This window comes from Evansella cellulosilytica DSM 2522 (genome assembly GCF_000177235.2).
Lineage (GTDB): Bacteria > Bacillota > Bacilli > Bacillales > Salisediminibacteriaceae > Evansella > Evansella cellulosilytica.
Genome location: NC_014829.1, coordinates 4,199,017 through 4,222,193 on the forward strand (window position 1 = coordinate 4,199,017; position 23,177 = coordinate 4,222,193).

The window sequence follows — 23,177 nt, forward strand, 5'->3', positions numbered from 1 at the left end:
TCTTTAAACCAAGAGGAAGTAAGAAAAATGGCTAAATATTTACGAACAAAATATCTTTCTGCCCCCAGCAAAATATCGACCACTAAGCAGTTCCCTGTAAGGAAACGGAAAATTTCTTCGTTACTTTGATGAACAACGTCGTTAACGGGCAGGAATTTAATCCAATGCGGGACATGTATCGTGAAAAAATGTTAAAAAAGATTGATTACATCAATTTATTTTACTTATGACTGAAGTTAACTCTCATACCATATGCAAATATATGTGATTATCGAACAGGCTCCTCGTTCTCGTTTGCCTGATAAGGCGAACGAGAACCGTCCCTCTTAGCCGTTTTTGGTATTGCCAAAGTCGGATGGGTATTTTGGGGATAGGGTGCCGAATAGGCGATCCCAGATGATGGTGTAGAAGCCGTAGTTGTAGTGTTCTTGTTGATGGTGCTGCGCATGATACGTACTTGTTGAAATCCATTTTAATATGGGATGTTTGACCCATGAATTCGGGAAGGGCTCCACCCCAAGGTGGCCAATGAGACCGAAGACAACATTGAGAAAAAGATAGCCAGATATCCCAATCCAAGAAGCTGGATAAATGGTCAATACAATAATCCATAGCAAACCAAAACCTAAGTTTTCAAGAGGATTTAGTGCAAATAAAGTAATCGGTCTTGGATCTTCATATCGATGATGCGTACGATGAATAAGAGGATAAATGAAACGAAGGTGTGCAAATCTGTGGAATACATACATGGCGAAATCCATGATTAAAAGTAAAATGAGAATATCGATCCAATCAAAGAAGCCAAAGCTTGTGCTTAAGACAATGACACCATTTTTCCATAAATAATAACCAAGTACAGTCACGGCTGTATTCAGTATCACGGACAGCAATGCTAAAAACACTTCCGATGGACGGGTAGTGATGAGTGCGGCAATTCTTCTCTTGTAAAACCATTGAACGATTTTATTTCCAACAACAATACAGCTCAATAAAATCACGACATTTAATAGCAGCAATAAAGGTATGACGATTTTCCAAGAAGCTTGCATTAACCAGTTTAAAACGGATTCGAACATGAGAAAACCTCCTTTTGTCCGCCTAATAATGTTTGAATATTCTTAATTTTATTCAACCATGGCAATTGTGTCAAACTAATCAGTTTTTTTCCAAGGAGATAATTCTCATTAACTTTTTCGTGAAATTCCGTTAGTGATGCTTGTTTGAGGTAGTAATAGCGCAGACTTGGTGAAAAAATGATCCATTCTTAGAGTCGAATTAGCAGCTACCATAGCAGAGCGTTTTCTTTATTCTCGTTTGCCGGATAAGGCGAACGAGATCCGTCCCTGTTAGCCTTTATAATATAAAGAGTGTGATGGTGGTTAGTGTGATGAGGAAGCTGAAATTAATGATCGAAAATAGTTTAATAAAGTGCCAGTTTTTTTCTGGGTAATGTTTAATATACTCTCGGTAGGTGATTAAACTAGCTAAAGAAGCAATTAATGTCCCTGTTCCTCCGATGTTTACCGCTACTAATAAATCACTATAATTGTCAGTGAATTGTGATAGGAGAATGGCACTTGGAACATTACTAATAATCTGACTAGATATGACTTCTGTAACCAATGTGTTTTGCAGAAGCATATCACTTAATATATCTCGAACTAGATCGATTCTCGACATGTTTCCGGCAAAAATAAAGAAGAAAAAAAAGGTCAACAGTAGTGGATAATCTAACTTTATCAGTACCTTTCTATCAGAGAACAAAATTACTCCTGTTATTATTATGGCACCATAAATATATGGAATTAATTTAAATATAATGGCTATAAAGCACCCAAATAAAACAAAATATAAAATTGTTTTCCCCATATTCACTGATTGATTAGGACTGTCGATTAAAACTAATGGCTCGTTTTTCACAAATAAACAACAGACAGTAATAAGGACAATAGAAATGATAAAAGGGAAGAACATGATACTCATAAACTCATAAGGATTAATATTAAAGAAAGAATACATAAATAAGTTTTGCGGATTACCAAATGGAGTGAGCATCCCACCTAAATTAGCAGCAATATTTTGCATAATAAAAGTAAAAGCTACATACTTATGCGAATTTGTACTGCTCAAAACATAATAACCAAGTGGTAGAAAAGTAATCAGGGCCATGTCATTTGCAATAATCATCGATCCAATAAATGTAATATAAACAAGCGCTAAAATTACCGTTCTCATCGTTCCAAAAAAACTGATGATCCGTCTAGATAAGATTCGAAAAAAATGAATCTCTTCAAACCCACGAACAATCGCTAACATACAAAATAACGTGACCAATGTCTGATAATCAATATAATCAATGTACTGCCCGTCTGGTTTAACTATCAAACTACTAATAATAGCAGCACATGCAGCAGTTAATACCACATAGTTTTCTTTAAAAAATCCTCTCAAAAACAATGTAACCTTCATCTTTATCATAATCTATCTCCACATAATGGCTAAGAGGGACGGTTCTCATTTGCCGTTTTTCTTTTATTATCGCATATCCAGCTAATGTGGTCCGCCCGTTAGCGCGATTTCAATTAAAGTACCCCTTCAAAATATAAGCACTTTTACAACCATGCCTACCCCTATCCGCTATTCCACTTCATCAATTTGAGATATAAAATCTTCTATATGCTCTTCCGTTTCTTCAAATGTGAAAAATTCCATATCATAACCCAGTGTATAACTCCCGTGGTCTGTGTCAAAAGAATATATATAAAACCCTACTGCCTCATTAATAACATATGTCACATGATGAGAGTCGACTATCATCTCACCAGTATTTTGATCACTGTTGTTTAGTGCAACTTCATCATTAATCTCATTTGTAAACTGTAAAAATACTATTGGCTCGCCTTCATATGGTCCATAAATATTATTTGTTTCCACTATCAAATTTTCTTCCCATTCCGCTATTACATCATCACTAAATGCTTCCCCTACAACGTCACTATACTGAACATACGCATGGGTAGAATCTTCGTCGCCATTAAAATCTGAATAAGTATATGCGTAAGATATTCCTAAATCTGAGTATTTTGGTATGATGACCGCTCCGAGTTCTTCTTGTAACTTTTCTTCCACTTCAATAATACTATTATCTACTTCTGTTTCTGAGGCATTATTACACCCTATTAATATAAAAAAAGCAGCAAAAATTAGTCCCATTCTAATCATGAATAGTTCCCTCCAAGTATTTTATGAATATCTTTACATGGTTGATTGTCTTGGGTGAGTTTCCTTTATGTGCCCTCTATGTCACTGCAATTATTGTAGATTTTCTTGAACAAAAACGTACCAGTTGTCTTTGGGAAATGAAGTCCTTGCTAGTCTCTTTGGCAAATGAGGTCCGTCCCTGTTAGTCTGGATAAGGCAAACGAGAACCGTCCCTGTTAGCCGTTTGGCATGGCGTTGTGCATTGGGATGATACTGAGTGAGGATTGATGGAATATGATTAATTCTGTATCTGTTTGCCAAATATGCCTTGCTCCTGGGCCTTCACCGTAACTGTCGGGAGTACCAAACTCACGTACGAGCATATCTAATTTTTCATCATAATCATCAAATATCGTATATAAATTATCAATCGTGAAAAAAACGTCAATTCTCATTAACTGTGGTTGAATTAAAACAACATTATTGTCAACAATATACTCAATTGCGCTTAATTGAAAAACAGTATTATTGTATAATGACGCATATTGTGCACTTGTTTGATAAGTCCATAGACCATCCCAATTTCCTGTACTATTTTGATAGAAGCCATATGTAATCATCACGTCATAACCACCAAATTTTTGGCCAGTATATTGTAAAGAAGTTAAAGAAAAGTCATGAAACTCACTTGGACTTATACTATGTAGTTCATAGTCGTTACCTTTTTGTTCGACAACAGATTCGATAGAATCTCCCCAATGAGTGTTATACATTCCAGCTTTATTATCACTAAAAATGAAGGCCGTAGCTATAACAACTAAAGAAATGAGAACAAAACTACTGATGATTCTTTTTTTATTGAACTTCCCTATTTTTTTCGTATCTTTTGCAAGACTTTCTTGCGATAAAATTTCTTCACTATGTTTACGATGTACGTGAGGCTTTTGCAAACCCTGCTCTGAATTTTGGATTGTAGCAGCTCCACACTCACTACAAAACTTAAAGCCTTCCAACACGCCCTGGCCGCAATTACTACAATATTTTTGTCCCATAAATCCTCTCCCGATAGTTGTCTGACTTCCACGTATCGTATACGGATAGGGGGAGAAAATAACATACATTCCCTTTCCTACTTAATTAATTCTACTATAGAAAAGAGAACGATGACACACCTCCCTTTCTTTGCATCACGGAAGTAAGTTAACAAAAACGGCAAATGGGGACGGTTCTGTAGTGCACCCCAAAAGTTAGAGTGAAAAATCTAACTTTTGGGGTGTTTATTTATGCCTAAATATAATGATGAATTAAAGATTAAAGTCGTTAAAGAATATCAAGAAGGAATTCTAGGCTTCAGGCGTCTAGCCAAAAAGCATCATATTAAATCAAAATCATTGGTTGAAAGATGGGTGAAGATATATGAGAAGTTCGGAGAAGAAGGAATAAAAAGTAATGGGCATAAGGGAACTTATTCTGTTCAATTTAAGCTAGATGTATTAAGCTTTATTAAAAGAACAGGAACTTCAGAAACCCAAACAGCCCTCCATTTTGGGTTAGATAGTCCCACTTTAATTGCTTCATGGAAAAAATCTTTTCGTGAAGATAAGGCTGAAGCCCTGGATCGAACGAGAGGACGAGGTACCATGTCTGATAGACCTAAGAACAAAAACAAGAAAAATATAAATGAAAAAGAACTTACAAACGAGCAACGGTTAGAGAGGGAAAATGAGCTTCTTCGTTTGGAGGTAGAGTATTTAAAAAAGTTGCAAGCTTTTCGGGCAAACCCGGAGGATTATCTCGAAAAGCACAAGCAGCGTTATCATTCGAACTCAAAGAAGAGTTCAAATTAAAAGATGTTTTACAAGTAGTGGGAATACCAGAATCCTCTTACCATTATCATATAAAAGTGATGAAGAAAGACAACCCAGATCAGGCACTTGAAGAGTTAATCCAATCCATCTTCGATGAGCACAACGGGAATTATGGTTATCGTCGCATTCATCTAGAATTGAGAAACCAAGGTTACCAAATTAATCACAAGAAGGTTCAACGCATCATGCAAAAATTAGGACTTAAAGTAACTAAGTTCTGTAGAAAATCACGCAAGTATAGTTCTTATAAAGGTCCTGTGGGCAAAGTAGCCCCAAACCGTATAAATCGCCGTTTTCATACGACTGTATCCCATCAGAAACTAACTACAGATATCACAGAATTAAAATGTTTAGGTGGGGCGAAATTATATTTAAATCCAATTATGGACTTGTTTAATAGTGAAATACTTTCGTTTGGAATCAGCACGCGTCCAAATCTTCAACTTGTGTTAGAACCTTTAGTAGAAACCCTTGAAATCATAAAGGATGCAAAGTATAGAACAACCCTTCACTCAGATCAAGGTTGGCATTATCAACATAAAAATTGGGTGGGACTCCTTAAAGAAAATAACGTTTTTCAGAGTATGTCTAGAAAAGGTAATTGTTTGGATAATTCGCCAATGGAGAACTTTTTTGGTCTACTAAAGCAAGAAATATATCACGGAGAGGCTTTGTGTACTTACGAAGAATTAAAAGGAAAAATCGAAGATTATATAGATTACTATAATCACAAGCGCATTAAAAAGAAATTAGCTGGGAAGAGTCCGGTTCAATACCGCCTCCACACCAGCCAATTAGTAGATTAATATAAAACTCTAACTTTAAGGGGTCACAACATTCTCATTTGCCTGATATGGCAAACGAGATCCGTCCCTATTAGCGTGAAAGTTTTGTAAATTTGGCAAAAGAGGTCCGTCCCCGTTAGCCTTTATTTGATTTCTGGGTTGAATTGTTTTAGGTTATGCCAGATGCCTCGTGGGAGGTGTAAGAGATTGGCACTAGGGATATTTGTATCTATCATTCTTTCTTCTAGTAATATATCGTTTTTGAATGTCTTTAGTTCAAGGTGTATGTCTAGATCACGGGCTGGTGTTTTCAAGTCAATGCCGTCCAATGTGTCTTGGAATTCAAGTGTGGTGCCTTCGTCTTGATTCAATGCACAGGATAGATTCACATAACGGATAGTTCCATCTGGAAGTTCCTCACCGACATGGAGATTCAATGATTTGCTTTCTTTCACAATCACCTCCATTTTCTGGAACGCATCGTCAATCAACACTTTGTCACGTGTCGTACTTGTGCAATCTGCGTCTTTAATTGTAAAAGATCGACCGTTAGGATGGATACTCATATATGTGTAAGTACCTGTATCATTTCCCACGATGGCGCGTTCCTTTACTTTTGCATCGTTACGCAGCAAAATATAGTTTTCTAACCAAGGACAAACGTAACCAAGATCAGGATCAGAATGCATTTTGCCGTCTTTATATCCAAGAACTTTACCGTCATCTGTTTCAATAGAGATGCGTGCTGGACTTAATATCAACTCCATGACAAAGGAGCCAAGACCTACCTGCGCATTCACACCGGAAAACGGAAGGCTTACGTCATCAAATAGCTGTTTTTTCAAAGTGGCTGTACCGAGAGTAAATCCATTTGCAGATGTATAGTGCAGGTTTGTTGATGAATAGGAATTAGCAAAATGTAGTTTACCATTCACCTCCATGAGATCAATCCATAGATCCTCTCTTTCGGGACGATTGTTTTCATAAACGTAAAGTCGAGCGCCGTCCAAACTCTGTTCCGCATCTGGGTACACAATACGAGTCGGGACTACGCAATGGCTTTTCATAAATGCTCTACGTATTTCCGGGTCGGAGATAATATCCCACGTCGTACCGGACGGAATGAAGCAGAGTACACGGGCTCCGCGTTCACCAAGCCCATTTCGAAAGTCCGTTTCGATTTCTCGAATTGTTTGTTCAACTCGATCTACACCAGCACGCCCTTGATTGGAATAGTGAATAATTAATTCACGGCTTAATACTCGTCCTTGCGTCACATCCAATTCATGCATTAATTCATCGGAAATGTTCGGTGGCTGAGGTGATGGATTTGCGCCAACTGTATTAGGCCCTTCACTAAACAAATTCGGAACACCGTTATGAAATCGTTGTAGTGACGTGGCGGACATTCCCGTACAATGCCCGTTATTTCTTAAAAACCAGCGATAAAAAGCATAGAAAGCTCCTGTTAACACTGGATAACGAACAAATGAAGTAATGATCTCTCTTGATCCGAAAGTTTCCCTGAACGTACTTAGGTTTGGATTACCTGCACTGAAGTTATGAAAGGCATATCCGTTTATTGATGGTCTAAAACCACTATCTAACGTAGGTAGTCGTTTCGCTGTAAATGAATTACTTTTAAGGCCGTCGGAGTTCTGCACGACAAACGTGACCGTTCCACCGGCATCCTCTCCCATTACTTCTGGCATGTCTATTTCAATTTGGTTATTCGATACCCAATTTGCTTCTGCCGGTTCCCCGTTCATCAAAACAGAACTATCTGGATCGAACGACCGGCCCATCAGCGATACTTTGTCACCGGATGCAAAGCTTTCTACCATTTGACCGTCTCTTTGTAACTCAGTGATGTACGGACGAACGGCAATTTCCATCGTATTCGATTGTTCTCCAAAAGGGTTTTCTACATGGAACTGATGTTTTCCATACATCTGGTTAGGTAAAACAAAAGTAAACTGCTTATCATAGTTATAGTCAATATTTATCTGTTGTCCCATCAGTACTACTTCCATATCAGGAACAAAATGGTGTCCATTGACCGTTATACGCTCTCCTGCAAATGTTTCTGTCGGATTGATCGAAAGAATCCAAGGTTGCTGAAGCTTTCGGTTCCATTCTTCTTCCGTAATGATAGCAGTGTTGATTTTTCCAGGAGAACCAGGTTGTCCCATTCCTAGATCGCCAGTTCTAATGCCATTCTTCCCAGTATTCCCCACACGTTCAGGGCGTGCGGTACAGCCCGTTACAAGGTGACCGGGTTGTCCACCCTTACCACCTTTTCCTGGTATGCCTTGTTCTCCGCCTTGACCACCATTTCCAGGTCCATTGCTCAATATATAGGATGATCCTATTAAATTTTGATGCGTATTCATTTGCGTCGCAATAGTAACATCACTACCATTACCGCCTTTCCCTCCTGGTCCACCTTGTCCACCATTACCTCCATCTCCACCGTGGCCACCGTGACCAACACCACCATTTCTAGCACAAACATATTTACCTACACCAAAAGCGCCAATCAAGACATTTCTTGAGTCCTGTCCTCGCTGACCATTGCCACCATCGGCCCCTCTACCACCTTGTCCACCCCGGCCACCTTGTTGACCAGGAAGAATGATATCAGGCATGGCATCAATTTCAAGAGCTAAGATCGTTAATTTCGGTGCATCTTCACCGCGAAAACCTTCTCTACCAGGTCCGCCAGCATTTCCGTTACCTCCACGTTGTCCACGCGGCCCATGAGTCCTTTGCCGTTCATTTGGGTTAAACGTAGGATCTGCAGGATTTGGAGTTCCATCGCGACCTTTCACTCCAGCTTCTCGGTTTTCCAGTGGTGAATAGGTTATAACTGCTCCTTGCCGCGCTTTAATTTTGCGCGCAATAATCCACAAGTGGGATACACTTTCACGCATAATTGTTATCGTTTTATTATTTAAATCAAGTTCATCCGCAATGAGTACAGATTCCCTCTGTGGCCAAGTAGCAACACTCGCCATCATAAGAAAACTTGGAACAGCTCCAGAATGTATTTGAATATCCCTACTACTCTTTACGCGCTGTTGAAATTTTGGTGCTGCCATTAAGCCCCCTCTATTAATGGTTAGGTTCTGAAAAAGCGATAAATTTTCGGCTTGATTGAGATTATCTACACCGAGGGACTCTAGCTTTGCTTTCGCTTCATCAAGAATTCCTTTAGACGGGACCTCAAAAATTACTTCATCTAAAAGATCTAAATCTAAATTAATACGTTTCAAAAAACCTTCCGCAATTTCTGGATTCTGCACTCGATTTTTTATGATAGGACTAATAGGTCTAATCTCTTTGTCACGTATACGTGGATTATTCAAGATTCTACTAGTTGGCATATCATAGCTCCTTTCAACGCTATATTTTTTACAATCTTCATCGACAAGCTTGTCTACAATACCTCCCTTACTTTTTTACGGGTTTAATAAACTGAATATTCGTAGTATTCAATTTATTTTAGTATCTGTATCGTACCAAACGATGAAATCGTTCACAATGAACCAAAAGGTACAACTTTTTTTACAGGAAATGTCGTTACTTGTCGGGGGCGAATGGGGACGGTTCTCATTTGCCTGATAAGGCAAACGAGAACCGTCCCCGTTAGCTTCTGTTAGCTGTCCCTGTTAGCCTATTTTCATCACTGTAATTTGTACAATGTATATACTATAGCGAGACAACCTTCACAATGAATGAAAGGGTGACAGTGATGCCTGCAAAAAAAACAGTTAATTTAGAGGACTTTATTAAACTTCCAAAAATTGAAGTAGATATTGATTTGAAAGAAAAACTTCACTCCATTTTAGATGACAAAAAAAAGATCAAGCACCTTAAGAGAGTGATGTCAAAACAAAAAGATGGAATCCGTTTACTAAAAGAGTTGAGTGAAATTATTGCACTCCGCCTGAATCTTCCTACTAAGGATGACGTTGCTAATATAGCGAAAATAAGTATTCAGATAGAGGAAAAAATAGATTCACTGGAAGAAAAGTTCGCCATACTTGCTGATAGACTTCAAGATACTCCTGAACTTCAAAACCTCACTCAAGAAATCGATGAAATAACTGAAGACGCAAAACAAACTAGCAACACTAGAAAAAACGAGTCAGATGAGCGCAAACAAAGCTTACTTATTGACCCACTAAAGCAGCTGCAAAGGGATTTCATTTTTAAAACAATTAATCATCAGGATAAGGATCAAGAGCTTTCAGACCTTACTACATTACTCATCAGAAAGTTGAATAAAATTGAGTGACAACATAAACAGAAACAACTTAAAAAGCATGCATTCGTCCTCCCTGACAGGTGATCAATCAGCCACCATACAAAGACAAGTTGTTTGGAAAAAAAATAAATCGACACTCTGGCATTACCGACCAAAGCAGAAGAAATATCACACACCTTTGTTTTTAATCTACTCACTACTAAATAAACCTTATATACTCGACCTTTCTCAAGAAATGAGTATGATAAATGCCTTTACAAGAGAAGGCTATGATGTTTATTTACTAGATTTTGGCGCACTAGGATATGAAGATAAAGAGCTAACGCTTGATGACTACATTAAGAAGCATATTCAAAAAGGTGTTCGGAGAGCTTTACTTCATTCGAAAGCAAGCGAAATCACCATTCTCGGTTATTGTTTAGGTGGAACATTAGCTGCAATTTATGCTGCTATTGCTGAAGAACCAGTAAAAAATGTCGTCCTGTTTGCTCCACCATTAGATTTTAAGGATAGTATCGTCATGAAGGAATGGAAGCGTGCATTAAAAAATAAATCACTGCCTGTTGATGCACTGATTGATGCCAATGAATTTATCCCTGTAGGTGCTGTAAAGGCGTGGATGAAATTATTTACTGCGCCAATAACGGTTTCTTCCTACTTATCACTTCTAAAACGTGCCGACGAAGAAACTTACGTAAAAAAATGGTCTAGTATAAACAACTGGGCAAACGATCATGTCCCCTTCTCTGGAGCAGTATTGAAAAAGATCATGTATGACCTTTATATTAATAACAAATTAATTAACGACCAGCTATATATTGAAAAAGAAAGGGTACAACTTTCAAATATTCAATCAAGTCTCCTCGTTGTTTCAGCTTTAGATGATGAATTAGTTCCTCCCAAAATGAGTAAACCTCTCATGGATAAGTCAAACAGTAAGGATAAACTTTTCAAAACTGTCCGAGGTGGGCACGTTACTATAGCTGTAAAAGGCAGTCTACCAACTTTTTTAATTAACTGGCTTCATGAAAGATCTTCTCCAATTAGCCAGATTTCTTAACAAACCACTGAAGCAGCAGTACGGGCACGTGATTTTTCCCATTCATAACGTATCTGCTGCCGCCCCTTTTCTCTGCTCCTCCGCAAAAGTACAAGCTTATTGACAAAAACACCATAAGTTATCAATAAGTACACCGAAAAAGATGATCACTACCTTTTTCTAGCGCCATCATTTCAATAGCTCTGCAGCAGTAAAAAAGGAGGTAAAATATCTTGAATAATAGAAGAAATAGTAACTACCCTCCCGGTCCTAAAGAGAAATGGCTTACCGGAAGCCTTCGCGCATTTCAATCTAGCCCTCTTAAATTTCTTACATCACTCTCAGAAAAATACGGCACTGTTTCGAAATTCCGTTTAGGGCCATTTCAAGACGTTTATCTCGTAAATGACCCAGACTTAATAAAAGAAATACTAGTAAGTAAACAACAATCTTTTATAAAATCGAGAGATATACAATCGTTAAAATCAATTGTTGGAAACGGACTTTTAACGAGTGAAAAAGGTTTTCATCTCAAACAAAGAAGAATGATACAGCCAGCATTTAAGAAAACACACATTACAACGTATGCTCAGGATATGATAGACACGACTAACAAGTATATTTCTAGATGGAGCAGTAGGGCAGAACGCCTTGTTTCAGACGACATGATGGATATCGCTCTCGGCATTATTAGCAAAACGATGTTTAGTATGGAGTTTGAAGAAGGTGCTTCAGTAATCGGCGAGCCTATGGAGGAAACAATGAGAACTGCGGTCAGGAGAATGCGTTCGATTCTTCCGCTTCCGCTTTGGATTCCAGTGAAACAGAATCGGAAATATAAGCAGGCAATTAAGGAGCTAGATAATGTCCTTTTCCGTCTGATCAAGGAAAGAAAGGAAACTGAGGTAGAGCATGAAGACTTACTCGGCGTTTTAATGAGAGCAAAGGATGAAACTGACGGATTAAGTATGGAGGATAACCAGCTTAGGGATGAATTGATGACAATTTTTCTAGCAGGCCATGAAACGACAGCAAATGCTTTAACATGGACGTTGTATTTATTGTCTCAACACCGAAAAATCCAAGATAAACTCTTCAAAGAAATTGCTAGCATTACTAGAGATGGACCAGTGAAACCTGAACATTTCGGCAGGCTGACTTACGCACAACATGTCATATCAGAATCTTTGCGCCTATATCCTCCTGCATACGTTATAGGCAGACAAGCTGCCGAGGATACAGAAATAAACGGTTATCGCATAAAAAAGGGCGACATGATTTTAATGAGTCAGTATGTGATGCAAAGAAACCGAAAATATTATGAAGATCCCCATACGTTTATTCCAGAGCGATTTGAAAATGACTTTATTAAAACGATACCTGAATATGCTTATTTCCCATTTGGTGGTGGACCAAGAGTATGTATCGGAAACCACTTTGCTTTTATGGAAGCAGTCCTTGTCCTTGCCTGTTTATCGAAGCAGTTTAAGTTCACATCCCCACACGAACCACAAAAAATCAAGCCACAACCGCTAATCACACTCCGTCCAAAATACGGCCTAACATTACTAACCACCAAAAGACGCTAAACGGCGAATGGGGACGGTTCTCGTTGGGCGAATGGGGACGGTTCTGTTTGCCAAAAAAGGATAGCTGCGGTTAACAGGGACGGTTCTCTGTTGCCATCTAGTAGTAGATTCCCATTCTAGGAAATCTCGATTTTTACGTTGAATGAAAGAGAACGAAAAGAACGGTTCCGACTTTTAGGAACCGTTCTCTTCATTTAGTTTTTTTATAATTTTGCACCGTGGCACCAGAACTTAAGCATATATAATTGCATCAATAGAGTTATAACCTACTACACTAAAATCATATTGAACGCATCTTGAATAAACAAGTATGAAGACTCCTCTACTAACCACCCACCGGGGTCCGATAGAATAACTCAAGTCAGAGTCTATACTAATATATTACAGATCCGGCTAACTAGATCCGTCCCCATTAGCCTCTTGGAATTCTACATATTTCGACACATTTCGATATATTACCTATTTCTATTAGTCTTCTATTCATGTATGATTTATTAGTATATTAAAATAGGGAAGGTGCAAACTATGACTTTACGAACAAGAATGCTTATCTCCATTTTAGGTACCGTTTTACTTTTATTTGGAACGGTATCAACCTATACCATTTTTAACTTTTGGCAAATGACGAAAGCTACTTCAATGGATTTAATGGAAATAGAGACGGAAAAACTGTCACTAGAAGTACAAAATGAAGTTGAGGCGGCACTAGATAGTGCGAGGGCGCTTGCCAATGCTCTTGAAGGTATGAAAAATCATGATGATATGAACCGTGAGCAAGTGAATACAATGTTGCAAACGGTATTAGAACACAACGCGAATTTTTCTGGTATTTGGACGATTTGGGAACCAAACTCCTTTGACGGAAAAGATAGTGAGTATGCAGGTGCGGAATACCATGACCATACAGGTAGATATACTCCTTATTTTTATTGGGATGAACAAAATCGAATTATTGGTGAACCAACGAGTGACCCTGACAGTCATGATTTTTATAGTATTCCAAAACAAAAAGAGACAGAGGTTGTATTAGAGCCCTACTTGTATGAAGTGCAGGGGGAACAAGTTATGTTCCTTTCCGTTGTTGTGCCTGTAAAACAAAATGATACCTTTCTTGGCGTAGTAGGGATCGATCTTTCATTGGATTATATCCAAGAGCGTGTCAGTTCTTTCACATTTTATGATACTGGTTTTGCCATACTTATTTCTAATGAAGGACAAATCGTCTCTCATCCGAACACTGAGTATATGGGTACGGAACTTAGTGAAATTATACCCAACGCGATTTTAGATGAGGTTCAAACTAGTGTTCAATCAGGGCAAGATTTAGAATTAGTAATGAACGGGATTATATACGATGCTGAGCCTGTTACTCTAGGCTATACGGACGAGCGGTGGTCAGCTATGATTATAGTTCCTGAATCAGAAGTGGTAAAAGAAGCAAGGGATATATTGATAACAGTGATCGCTGCAACGGTTATTGGTCTATTTATTATTGCAGGTGTGATTCTATGGATTGCTGTATCTATTACAAAGCCAATAAAAGCAACTGTTTATACAGGGAATAAGATTGCCGATGGAGACTTTACAGAGGACATTGATGGGCGTTATTTAAAAAGAAAAGATGAAATTGGAGAAATTACGAGAAGCTTTGATATAATGAAACGCAATCTTTCAGGCATGATACGTAACGTCACATCAAGTGCAGAGCAGGCTTCTGCAGCATCAGAGGAACTAGCTACAAGTGCTACAGAAACGAGTGAATCCTCTAATCAAATAAGTGTTACGATCAACGAGATTGCTGATGGTGCATCAAAGCAATCCGAGTATACGAAAACGATACTAGAGATGATGCAAAATACGGTAGAAGATGTAAACAAAGGGGAAGAAGCCTCCTTAAAGGTGTTAGATATAGCGAAGAAGTCAAGTGAATCAGCACATCAAGGAGATATAATAGCTCAGGAATCAGTAAAACAGCTTGAGGAAGTAAATGATCAAGTGCAAGAAACCGCAAATGCTGTAAAGTCATTGGGGCATCGGTCGGAAGAGATTGGCGACATTATTACTGTCATTTCTGAACTGGCTGAACAAACAAACCTCCTTGCACTTAACGCAGCGATAGAAGCAGCCCGAGCAGGTGAGCATGGGAAAGGGTTTGCCGTCGTAGCCGATGAAGTTCGTAAACTGGCTGAGCAATCAGCTCACTCAGCTACTCAAATTCGTACATTAATTGAAGGAATCCAGTCAGAAACAAATCAGATTGTATTAAAAATGGAAGAAAATCTATCTTCGGTACAATCACAAATGAATGTTATCTCAAAGGTAGGCACTTCACTAAAGGATATTGTTTCTTATACGAAAGGCACAGAAGATATGAGTAATGACACAAAAGAAGTTTTGGCAAATGTGTTGTATAACTCCCAAAAAGTTTTGGCTTCTATAGAAGAAATATCAGCTATCATAGAGCAGTCTGCTGCGTCATCAGAAGAGGTTGCCGCTTCTTCTGAACAGCAATCAGCAACCGTAGAGGAAATAACAGCAAGTGCTGCCACACTAGCAAAAATGGCCGAAGAGTTAACAGAGGAAGTATCTAAATTTAAACTATAAGACTATGGCGAATGGGGACGGTTCGAGACCGCTGAAAAAGTGTAAAAATTAATATATTGTTGCATTATTATTCAAAGTACCTAATTTATAAATTTATAGAAAGAGTTGAAGAGACCGGAGCAAACGAGACTCCTGCGGGAGTAAAGGCAGAGGTAAGACCCCGCAGATGCGCAGCATTGAGGAGGCTTACCAGCCGCCCGCGGAAAGCGAGTTTGCATAGGTCTCTTTAACTCCTATATACTAATAACCTTATATTTATTAGGGGCTCACTAAAAGCAAGTTCTTTTTCACTGGTTACGGACGGTTCTCGTTTGCCAAAAAAAGATAGCTGCGGTTAACAAGGACGGATCTCTGTTGCCAGCTAGTAGTAGATTCCCATTCTAGGAAATCTCGATTTTTACGTTAATTAAAGAGAGTGAAAAGAAGAACGGTTCCGACAAGTCGGAACCGTTCTCTTCATTTAGAATGTTACATTTTAACACATTGGGTAAGACACCCAAACGATACAGATATGTGGTGGGTGGTGTTATCAGAAAAAGAAATTGTAGGTAATACCGATATGACTTAATCAGAATGATGTCCGAATTACCAAGAAGCATGTGGGACGGATCTTAAGCTGGCCTATGGGAGCCGAAGACGTGTCCTCCACATTGCTTTCACACTCTGTTTACATGTGGTGGCTCTAGGCTAACGAGGTCCGTCCCTGTTAGCCTTCTTTAGTTTATTTTCTTTCTCTGTATTAAAATGCCGTCTTTCCTTCTTTCAAGGAACCATGAATTCCCATACTGGACGCGTTCTTCTGTTATGTTGTTTTTCTTACGCTTATAAGAGTTGTAAATGATAGCACTAAATCCCGTTTTTCTTCCCATCTTTTTTTGAAATTTTCTTTTTCTTTTCTTTTCATTTTTTTCATAATCCCTATCTTCTGCAACATCCTCCATCCAATCCTTACCAATAAAAATCCAAATGAGTGCTAACACGACATGGACAACAATGAGGTAAATTGCGAAGAAAATGGCATAAAAAATAGGGTAATCCATAGTTGCTGGCAATTCGTATGTATTCATATTTACTAGTCCCCAAGAGAAAACATACGAGCAAAGAATGAAAAAACTAAAATAAGTAACGAGATTCATAGGGATCCTTATAAAATTATTACTAACTTTCTTCCAAACAATTAAACCGACGATAAACAATAAAATAAATAAGATAAAGTAGCCCCGCACAAATGAAAAATACATCACGAGAACTTGGTCTGTTGCTTCCCTTAACGGAGCATCAATATAGTTTGCGTAAAAATAAATAATTATTGCAAATACAACTAAAGGCGTCATAGAAATTGGAGCATAGGCGTAATAACCCCCACTTCCATCTGGTCTAATATCCCACCAATCACTCATAGAAAACCTCCTTCATATTAATAAACATATTATTCTGAATTGTTTTATTATACTTCTTTATCTAAAATATTTGAAATTAAATATACTACAGATATATTTTCATATACACCTTTTACGGCTATTTCATTACTGTTAATAAACACTCTTTCGTAAAAAATCCTTTGATAATTGGCAAAAGGCTAACGAGGTCCGTCCCTGTTAGCCAATCTTTTTCAAGCCATGGTTCACTACCTTACTGATCAAACCCGGAATCACTAATAAAACGATCGATATGATAGAAAGAAAGAATCCAATTTTCAAGTTAGTTGCGTACAAATGGGTAATAAAATACATATTGCCTAACATCAAAATTAGTATGATGATTATACTTGCCTTATGTGTTTTTCCTTTCTTCATCTGATAAAAAACAGTTACTGCTAAAATTGGAATAAGTATTGCTGCTGCGCCGAAGACAACAGATAAAATGATATTAGTATTAATCCAAAACCCATAAAGAGAATAGTAATTTACTAATGAAGCCAATTCGCCAGTAAATAGCAAATTGATGCAATTTCGCACATCGTCAAATAGAGAATGTCTCTGACCACTATATTCCTCAGCATACCAAGGTAAAAAAAATGTAATGATGACTAAAAATAATGAAAATGTTTTAATAGACGAATCCTTCACCTGTAATTCCATAGTAATTTCCTCTCCTAATATTCTGATTAAAATCGTTTTGAAAAAGGTTATTGGCTAAGTAGTCATGGAGATAGACATTTACCATCGAAATTAGCCTAACTAATCATATCATAATAGTTAAGAAGATCCTTTCACTTTTTTTGTGTTTTATCTTAGTAACGGCCGAACAAGCACAACTCTATATAGCCCGGAAAACACCTCAAAATCGATTCTTAGCACCGACTAATATAATATTCAGAGACAATCCGGCTAACGAGGTCCGTCCCTATTAGCCAAAAATAAGACAGTGTACCTGTCCCTGTGTCTTACGCGTATTATGTATGAATGGATGAAATTTGAAGAAAATATATTATTAGAACTTTTATTTGCCTCTATTAATGGATTGCAGCATTGTTTCGATATTGAGGGTGAATATGACTTGACTGAGGTGATGGTAGATGAATGAAAAGAATATACGACTATCAAGTACTGAAATAGCAGGGTTATGGACAACTTATATGCAAGAGACAATGGCTGTTTGTTTTATGAAACATTTAAAACAGCATCTTAAAGATGAGGAAATAAAGCCATTATTACAAAAAGCTCTACATATATCTCAATACCATATTCAAGAGATAAATCAGATTTTTCACAAGGAAGGTATTCCCATTCCACATGCTTTTTCTGATGATGATGTTGATTTATCAGCACCTGCGCTTTTTCATGATTTATTTTCATTGAGCTTTGTCTATTCGATGAGTAGATTGTCCATGGTAAATTACTCATTTATAACCGCTGGTGTTGCAAGGACCGATGTACGCGAGTTTTTTACGGAGTGCTTAAGTGGGTCAACGAACTTATTCAATGCGTCGGCTACATTAATGTTGGAAAAAGGGGTCTATGATCGCCCCCCTATGATCAACTACCCTAAAAAGGTGGAGTATATCACCAATGCCTCCATTATATCTGGGTATATTAATAAAAAGAGACCCATCAATGCGATTGAACTGAATGAAATTTTTTATAACACGGTAAGAAACTATTTTGGATCGATCCTTTGTTTAGGGTTACTCCAAATTGTAAAAGATGATGAAATAAAAAAATATATAAAAAAAGGAAAAGAAATTTGTGACAAGCAAAATAAATTGTTTAACGACATTTTGTTACAAGAGGATATGCTTGGGTCTAGTCCAGTTACTATGGAAGTGACAGATTCGACCACCTCCCCTTTTTCCGATCGACTAATCATCATGTTATTTCATTCACTAAATCAAATGGACATCACTCTCCTCGGACACTCATTATCCCTATCCATGAGGGCCGACCTTACTGCACATTTCAGTAAACTCATACTCGAGGTATTAAAATACGGTCAGGAAGGGTTTAAAATCATCGTCAGCAAAGGATGGATGGAGCAACCCCCTCATGCTACAGATAGAAAACAATTAATTGATAAGAATAGCTAGGATTTTGCGACGGAGGTTGCAGGCGTTCCTATGTAGCTACTAAAAATCTGTACTGTTTTATTTTAACGTTTATAGGTAAGAACAGCATCACTAGAGACCGAAAACATTATTACGGAAAAACAAAGTCCTCTCTCTTCGACAAGGTAAAAGGGGGACAGCGCCTTTTCGAAGTTATGCAATATCCTCCCCCCTCTTTTCAAATATAAAATCTATTTCAAAACAACACTAACCCACAAAATTAGTTTCCCGGCAATTTTTATAAGTAAAAACGAGAATGATGTCCCCTTTATACGATGACACCATTCTCTTATTAAGATATCGATTACCGCTCGATGGCAAACGAGATCCGTCCGAGACCGCTGAAAAAGTGTAAAAATTAATATATTGTTGCATTATTATTCAGAGTACCTAATTAGAGAAAGAGTTGATGAGACCGGAGCAAGCGAGGTAACTGTCTCTTCCTCTACAAGCATATGCTTTGGAGGTATCCGTCGAGACAACTCGAAGCATAAGGCGACGAAGTAACGCTCGTTCCTGCGGGAAGCAAAGGCAGGGGTGAGACTACGGAGATGCAAAGCATGAAGGAGGCTCACCAGCCGCCCGCGGAAAGCGAGTTTGCACAGGTCTCATCAACTTCTATATTCAAATAACTTTATACTTATTAGTCTACACATAAGTATAAGTACTTTTTCACTGGTTCCGATCCGTCCCCGTTAGCCAATTGCTTAAAGCAATTGTTATAATGAGATATTATGACTTAGATAAGGTGTGCTGTGTTTATGGAATTTACTATCGTTATTCCGGCTTATAATGAAGGGAAATCTATTGGGAAGGTACTAGCTGCTATTGAACAGGCTGTTAGTGATGCGGAGGTTATTGTTGTTGATGATTGTAGTACCGATGATACGGTGCAGGTTGCGAGTCAATTCTCTCATGTACGTGTAATTAAGCAGTCCACGAACGGTGGTCCAATTGAAGCAATTGCCACTGGTATCGTAAATGCTAGTCACGATGTCGTTGTTACTATAGACGCGGATGGTCAGCATCCCGTTGCGTCTATTCATGATGTCGTTCGTCCTATCCTTAATGACCAAGCCGATATTGTCCTCGGTGTTCGAAATAGCCTCCCTCGATTAGGAGAGAAGATTATCGCTCGGTTCTCTGGCGTTAGTGATGCAACAACCGGATTTAAAGCGATGAGGAAAACAGAAGTTGAAAACTTTAAAGATGATACTGCTTATGGTGGCATGCTGCTTGTTAAAGAAAAAAGGTTAGGAAAACGAATCGCCGAAGTCCCTATTACTGTTCGAGAGAGAGAAGAAGGCGTTTCTGTTCACTCTAATTACAACATACTAAAAAAGTCTATTAGATTTGCTTATTGGGCATTGTTTAAAAAATAGACTCTGTTTGATAAGTAAAAGGCAAACGAGATCCGTCCCTGTTAGCCGTCCCCGTTAGCCGTTGACAGGGGCAACAGTTTGGTGATATATTAAAACAAAGTAAACAAGTAGGAATTATCAACAATGAAGATTTGTTTTAGAAAGGGGACTTCAGTTATGAATCATCCATCAATTATTCAAGGGGCCGAGGCTTTTCATTTGAAGGGGAATGATGTTGGTATCTTATTATGCCACGGGTTTGTTGGTACGCCGCAAAGCATGGAGACAATCGGTAGAAAATTTGCCGCGAAAGGTTTTACAGTGAGAGCGCCACGACTTACAGGGCATGGTACCGATCCTTATGACTTTGAAAAAGCAACATATCATGACTGGATAACTGATCTAGAAGAAAATTATCTTGAGTTGAAAAAAACGTGTTCCCAGATTTTTGTCGTTGGTCAATCGATGGGAGGCCTTTTAGCCCTTATCATAGCTGGTAGATTCAAAGATATAGCAGGTGTCATTACATTAAACGTGGCATACGAAGTTCCAGGATTAGAAATGTACAGAAATAAAATCTCGCCGAGGTTTATAGAGGAATCCGCACCTGATATAAAAAATAAAAATGTTCATGAAATTACTTATCCATACATTCCTATTACAGCAATCAACGAATTACTCAGTGTTGCACAATACACAAAACAGCATATTCACCAGGTGGAATGTCCTGTTTTACTATTCCGATCATCCGTAGACCATGTCGTACCTCCAGAGAGTACGAATGATGCTTATGATCAATTACAAACAACACAAAAAGAAATCATTACCTTAACCAATTCCTATCACGTCGCTTCCATGGACTATGATAATGAAAAAATCATCAACGATAGCGTTACATTCATATCGAAGACAACAAGACAGCAGGGACAGGTTCCTTGTCTTATCTAGAAAAAAACATCGTACCTTTGTCTCGTCACGCGTATCAAGAAAATTAGACAGAGGTACCTCCGTCCCATTTGAAAACCTACACAAACAAACAGCCGACCAAGATGATCGACTGTTTTTTTCTTATTCATTTGTCGTGTCATCAATGCATGAGTTGTAATAAAAGAAGGATAATATAATAATAGAAGTAGTAAGAAGCCGAAAATATCCGTTTAAGTTAGTTATTTGAAATTTGTCTAGTTAATCGCTCTATATTTCTTTCATTTTCAACCGTTTTTTGCCATGTAATTTCTTGATCCATTCTCAATAATTCTAGTTTCCCCATCACTTCTGCATGTTGTTTTTCTTGAGTAGCTTTCATTCCTGTCATGTCTGCTTTCAACGTATCCACATCTTCTTTTAGGTGCCCTACCATGGAAACTAGTTGAGTAAGCATTCCTTCAAACCGATCCATTTGCTTTTCACTCATCTCTATCACCCCCTTTTTAGAAGATTATACTACCTTTATAGAACATTTGCTATACAAAAAAGAGCAGGGACAGGTACCTTGTCTTACCTTCAGAATCCATCTCACGGTGGACACCCTTGCCATTCGCTAACAGTTCCCACTGCCAAGCCTGTAGTGGACTTTCACACCTAGCTGTTATACATGCCGGGCGCAAGAAAGTAAGACAGAGGAACCTGTCCCTCTGTCTTACCCTTTCCTCTCGACAGATTTCAGGTCTATAGATATAATATTACTATTAATATTATTTCCGCGTTTAACCTCTTGCACACTTCAATGTTACTCAATCATTTACCTATTTTTATTAGTCACGTCACCATGATTTTTGGAAGTTAGAATTTATTTTTCATAGTAAACTTCGAGTTTTTCACTACTTTTTTTTAGGAAGGATTTTTGCCCTGTCCTTTTCGTCATCTAGTATTCCAAGTCCCTTAGCTATTCCCCTATTAAAACAGTTCCTTTTACGGATGTTGATCCGTGTTTTTTGACAATTCAATAATCTAAGTTGTTGGAGGCGATAATTACATGCCAAGAAAACCAAGGAAAAAGAGTAAAACTGCTATTTATCATATCATGCTGCGAGGTATTAATAAGCAGACAATTTTTGAAGATGACAATGATAAGCACAAATTTTTGGAGACGTTAGCAAAATACAAAGTCATCAGTTGTTTTGAATTATATGGCTACTGTTTAATGGATAATCATGTCCATTTGTTAATGATGGAAACGAAGGAGCCCATATCCACTATTATGAAGCGGATCAGTTCAAGTTACGTTTATTGGTATAACAGGAAGTATCATCGATGTGGACATTTGTTCCAGGAGAGGTTTAAGAGTGAAAGTGTTGAAAGCGCTCGTTATTTTATTACAGTATTAAGGTATATTCATCAAAATCCACTTAGGGCGGGATTGGTTGAAAGTGTTTTTGACTGCAAATGGACCAGTATTCATGAGTACTTACATAAAGTACATATTACTGACATCGATCGGGCATTGAATTTATTTTCCTCCGACAGAAGTATTGCAATGGAACAGTTCCTCTCCCATACGCAAAAAGAAAATACTGATCAGTGCTTCGAATCCAACCAAAAATGGAGGCTCTCAGATGATCAGGTTAGAGAGATTCTTCGAACGAGAGGGGTGAATAGCAACAGTATGCTTCAGCAAATGGATAGAGAAAGTAGATATGCTGTTTTAGCTCACCTTAAAAAGCTGGAGGGCGTATCCATCCGCCAAATTTCTAGAATAACAGGGGTATCCAAAAGCATTATCGAGCGTATAAAGTAAGACAAGGGGACAGGTCACATTGTCTTATTCACTCGCAAATCCATGAGACAAGGAACCTGTCCCTTTGTCTTAAGAGACTTTCATTTTTCTCCTAAATATGTTTCAATAATTATGAGCCATTGTTTTCATCTCCTCTACTAAGGTGTATTTAGAAGTGCTGTGGTAGGTTCTTCTATTTT

Annotated in this window: 17 protein-coding genes and 1 pseudogene; 10 read left to right on the top strand and 8 right to left on the bottom strand. The window is 38.1% G+C overall.

What is annotated here, in order from left to right; all coding sequences use genetic code 11:
• Window positions 1–326: 326 nt before the first annotated feature.
• The 4 genes from BCELL_RS19130 to BCELL_RS19145 all read right to left on the bottom strand — a co-directional run bounded on the left by BCELL_RS19130 (window position 327) and on the right by BCELL_RS19145 (window position 4,253).
• Window positions 327–1,076: a sterol desaturase family protein gene (locus tag BCELL_RS19130; RefSeq protein WP_013490439.1), complete on the bottom strand. Its 750-nt coding sequence runs from the start codon at window positions 1,074–1,076 to the stop codon at window positions 327–329.
• Window positions 1,077–1,353: 277 nt separating this feature from the next.
• Entirely contained in the window at window positions 1,354–2,478 is a 1,125-nt protein-coding gene (locus BCELL_RS19135; protein WP_013490440.1) for an SLC13 family permease, read from the bottom strand.
• Window positions 2,479–2,637: 159 nt separating this feature from the next.
• Window positions 2,638–3,222 carry a hypothetical protein gene (locus BCELL_RS19140; protein ID WP_013490441.1) on the bottom strand — a complete coding sequence of 195 codons (585 nt, stop codon included), beginning with the start codon at window positions 3,220–3,222 and terminating at the stop codon, window positions 2,638–2,640.
• A 215-nt stretch (window positions 3,223–3,437) separates the two neighbouring features.
• A complete protein-coding gene (locus BCELL_RS19145) occupies window positions 3,438–4,253 on the bottom strand; it encodes a zinc-ribbon domain-containing protein (RefSeq protein WP_041808421.1) in 816 nt (271 codons plus the stop codon).
• 231 nt (window positions 4,254–4,484) lie between these two features.
• On the opposite strand from BCELL_RS19145, the gene BCELL_RS19150 reads away from it, so the two are divergent.
• Together BCELL_RS19150 and BCELL_RS19155 are read left to right on the top strand one after the other, a co-directional pair.
• On the top strand, window positions 4,485–5,048 hold the full coding sequence (locus BCELL_RS19150) for a helix-turn-helix domain-containing protein (protein ID WP_013487640.1): 564 nt from the start codon (window positions 4,485–4,487) through the stop codon (window positions 5,046–5,048).
• Window positions 5,012–5,875: pseudogene (locus BCELL_RS19155) on the top strand (IS3 family transposase); the annotation flags it as partial. The gene BCELL_RS19150 and the pseudogene BCELL_RS19155, both read left to right, overlap by 37 nt.
• A 122-nt stretch (window positions 5,876–5,997) precedes the next feature.
• Here BCELL_RS19155 and BCELL_RS23260 read toward each other — a convergent pair.
• On the bottom strand, window positions 5,998–9,240 hold the full coding sequence (locus tag BCELL_RS23260) for an IPT/TIG domain-containing protein (protein WP_013490444.1): 3,243 nt from the start codon (window positions 9,238–9,240) through the stop codon (window positions 5,998–6,000).
• Between the two features lie 368 nt (window positions 9,241–9,608).
• Here BCELL_RS23260 and BCELL_RS19165 point away from each other — a divergent pair, with 368 nt between their 5' ends.
• The 4 genes from BCELL_RS19165 to BCELL_RS19180 all read left to right on the top strand — a co-directional run bounded on the left by BCELL_RS19165 (window position 9,609) and on the right by BCELL_RS19180 (window position 15,356).
• Window positions 9,609–10,154, top strand: coding sequence for a hypothetical protein (locus BCELL_RS19165; RefSeq protein ID WP_041808422.1), 546 nt, complete (start codon window positions 9,609–9,611; stop codon window positions 10,152–10,154).
• On the top strand, window positions 10,147–11,184 hold the full coding sequence (locus BCELL_RS19170) for an alpha/beta fold hydrolase (protein ID WP_245546899.1): 1,038 nt from the start codon (window positions 10,147–10,149) through the stop codon (window positions 11,182–11,184). The genes BCELL_RS19165 and BCELL_RS19170 overlap by 8 nt, the downstream gene beginning before the upstream one ends.
• A gap of 212 nt (window positions 11,185–11,396) precedes the next feature.
• Window positions 11,397–12,752, top strand: coding sequence for a cytochrome P450 (locus tag BCELL_RS19175; RefSeq protein ID WP_013490447.1), 1,356 nt, complete (start codon window positions 11,397–11,399; stop codon window positions 12,750–12,752).
• Window positions 12,753–13,277: 525 nt separating this feature from the next.
• Window positions 13,278–15,356 carry a methyl-accepting chemotaxis protein gene (locus tag BCELL_RS19180; RefSeq protein WP_013490448.1) on the top strand — a complete coding sequence of 693 codons (2,079 nt, stop codon included), beginning with the start codon at window positions 13,278–13,280 and terminating at the stop codon, window positions 15,354–15,356.
• 716 nt (window positions 15,357–16,072) lie between these two features.
• On the opposite strand, the gene BCELL_RS19185 is transcribed toward BCELL_RS19180, so the two are convergent.
• Both BCELL_RS19185 and BCELL_RS19190 read right to left on the bottom strand, forming a co-directional pair.
• The gene (locus tag BCELL_RS19185) at window positions 16,073–16,756 is read right to left on the bottom strand and encodes a hypothetical protein (protein WP_013490449.1); all 684 of its coding nucleotides are present in this window, start codon (window positions 16,754–16,756) and stop codon (window positions 16,073–16,075) included.
• 198 nt (window positions 16,757–16,954) lie between these two features.
• Complete coding sequence (locus tag BCELL_RS19190; protein WP_013490450.1) at window positions 16,955–17,437, bottom strand: hypothetical protein; 483 nt, start codon at window positions 17,435–17,437, stop codon at window positions 16,955–16,957.
• Window positions 17,438–17,874: 437 nt separating this feature from the next.
• Here BCELL_RS19190 and BCELL_RS19195 point away from each other — a divergent pair, with 437 nt between their 5' ends.
• From BCELL_RS19195 to BCELL_RS19205, 3 genes are all read left to right on the top strand, one after another.
• Window positions 17,875–18,882, top strand: coding sequence for a DUF3231 family protein (locus BCELL_RS19195; protein ID WP_013490451.1), 1,008 nt, complete (start codon window positions 17,875–17,877; stop codon window positions 18,880–18,882).
• 779 nt (window positions 18,883–19,661) lie between these two features.
• Window positions 19,662–20,282 carry a glycosyltransferase family 2 protein gene (locus BCELL_RS19200; RefSeq protein WP_013490452.1) on the top strand — a complete coding sequence of 207 codons (621 nt, stop codon included), beginning with the start codon at window positions 19,662–19,664 and terminating at the stop codon, window positions 20,280–20,282.
• A gap of 156 nt (window positions 20,283–20,438) precedes the next feature.
• Window positions 20,439–21,209 carry an alpha/beta hydrolase gene (locus BCELL_RS19205; protein ID WP_041808424.1) on the top strand — a complete coding sequence of 257 codons (771 nt, stop codon included), beginning with the start codon at window positions 20,439–20,441 and terminating at the stop codon, window positions 21,207–21,209.
• A gap of 214 nt (window positions 21,210–21,423) precedes the next feature.
• Here the strand turns inward: BCELL_RS19205 and BCELL_RS19210 are convergent, their stop codons facing one another.
• Window positions 21,424–21,675 (bottom strand): hypothetical protein, encoded by a 252-nt coding sequence (locus BCELL_RS19210; RefSeq protein WP_013490454.1) that lies wholly within the window; start codon window positions 21,673–21,675, stop codon window positions 21,424–21,426.
• A gap of 561 nt (window positions 21,676–22,236) precedes the next feature.
• On the opposite strand from BCELL_RS19210, the gene BCELL_RS19215 reads away from it, so the two are divergent.
• A complete protein-coding gene (locus tag BCELL_RS19215) occupies window positions 22,237–22,998 on the top strand; it encodes a transposase (RefSeq protein ID WP_013490455.1) in 762 nt (253 codons plus the stop codon).
• Window positions 22,999–23,177: the final 179 nt, after the last annotated feature.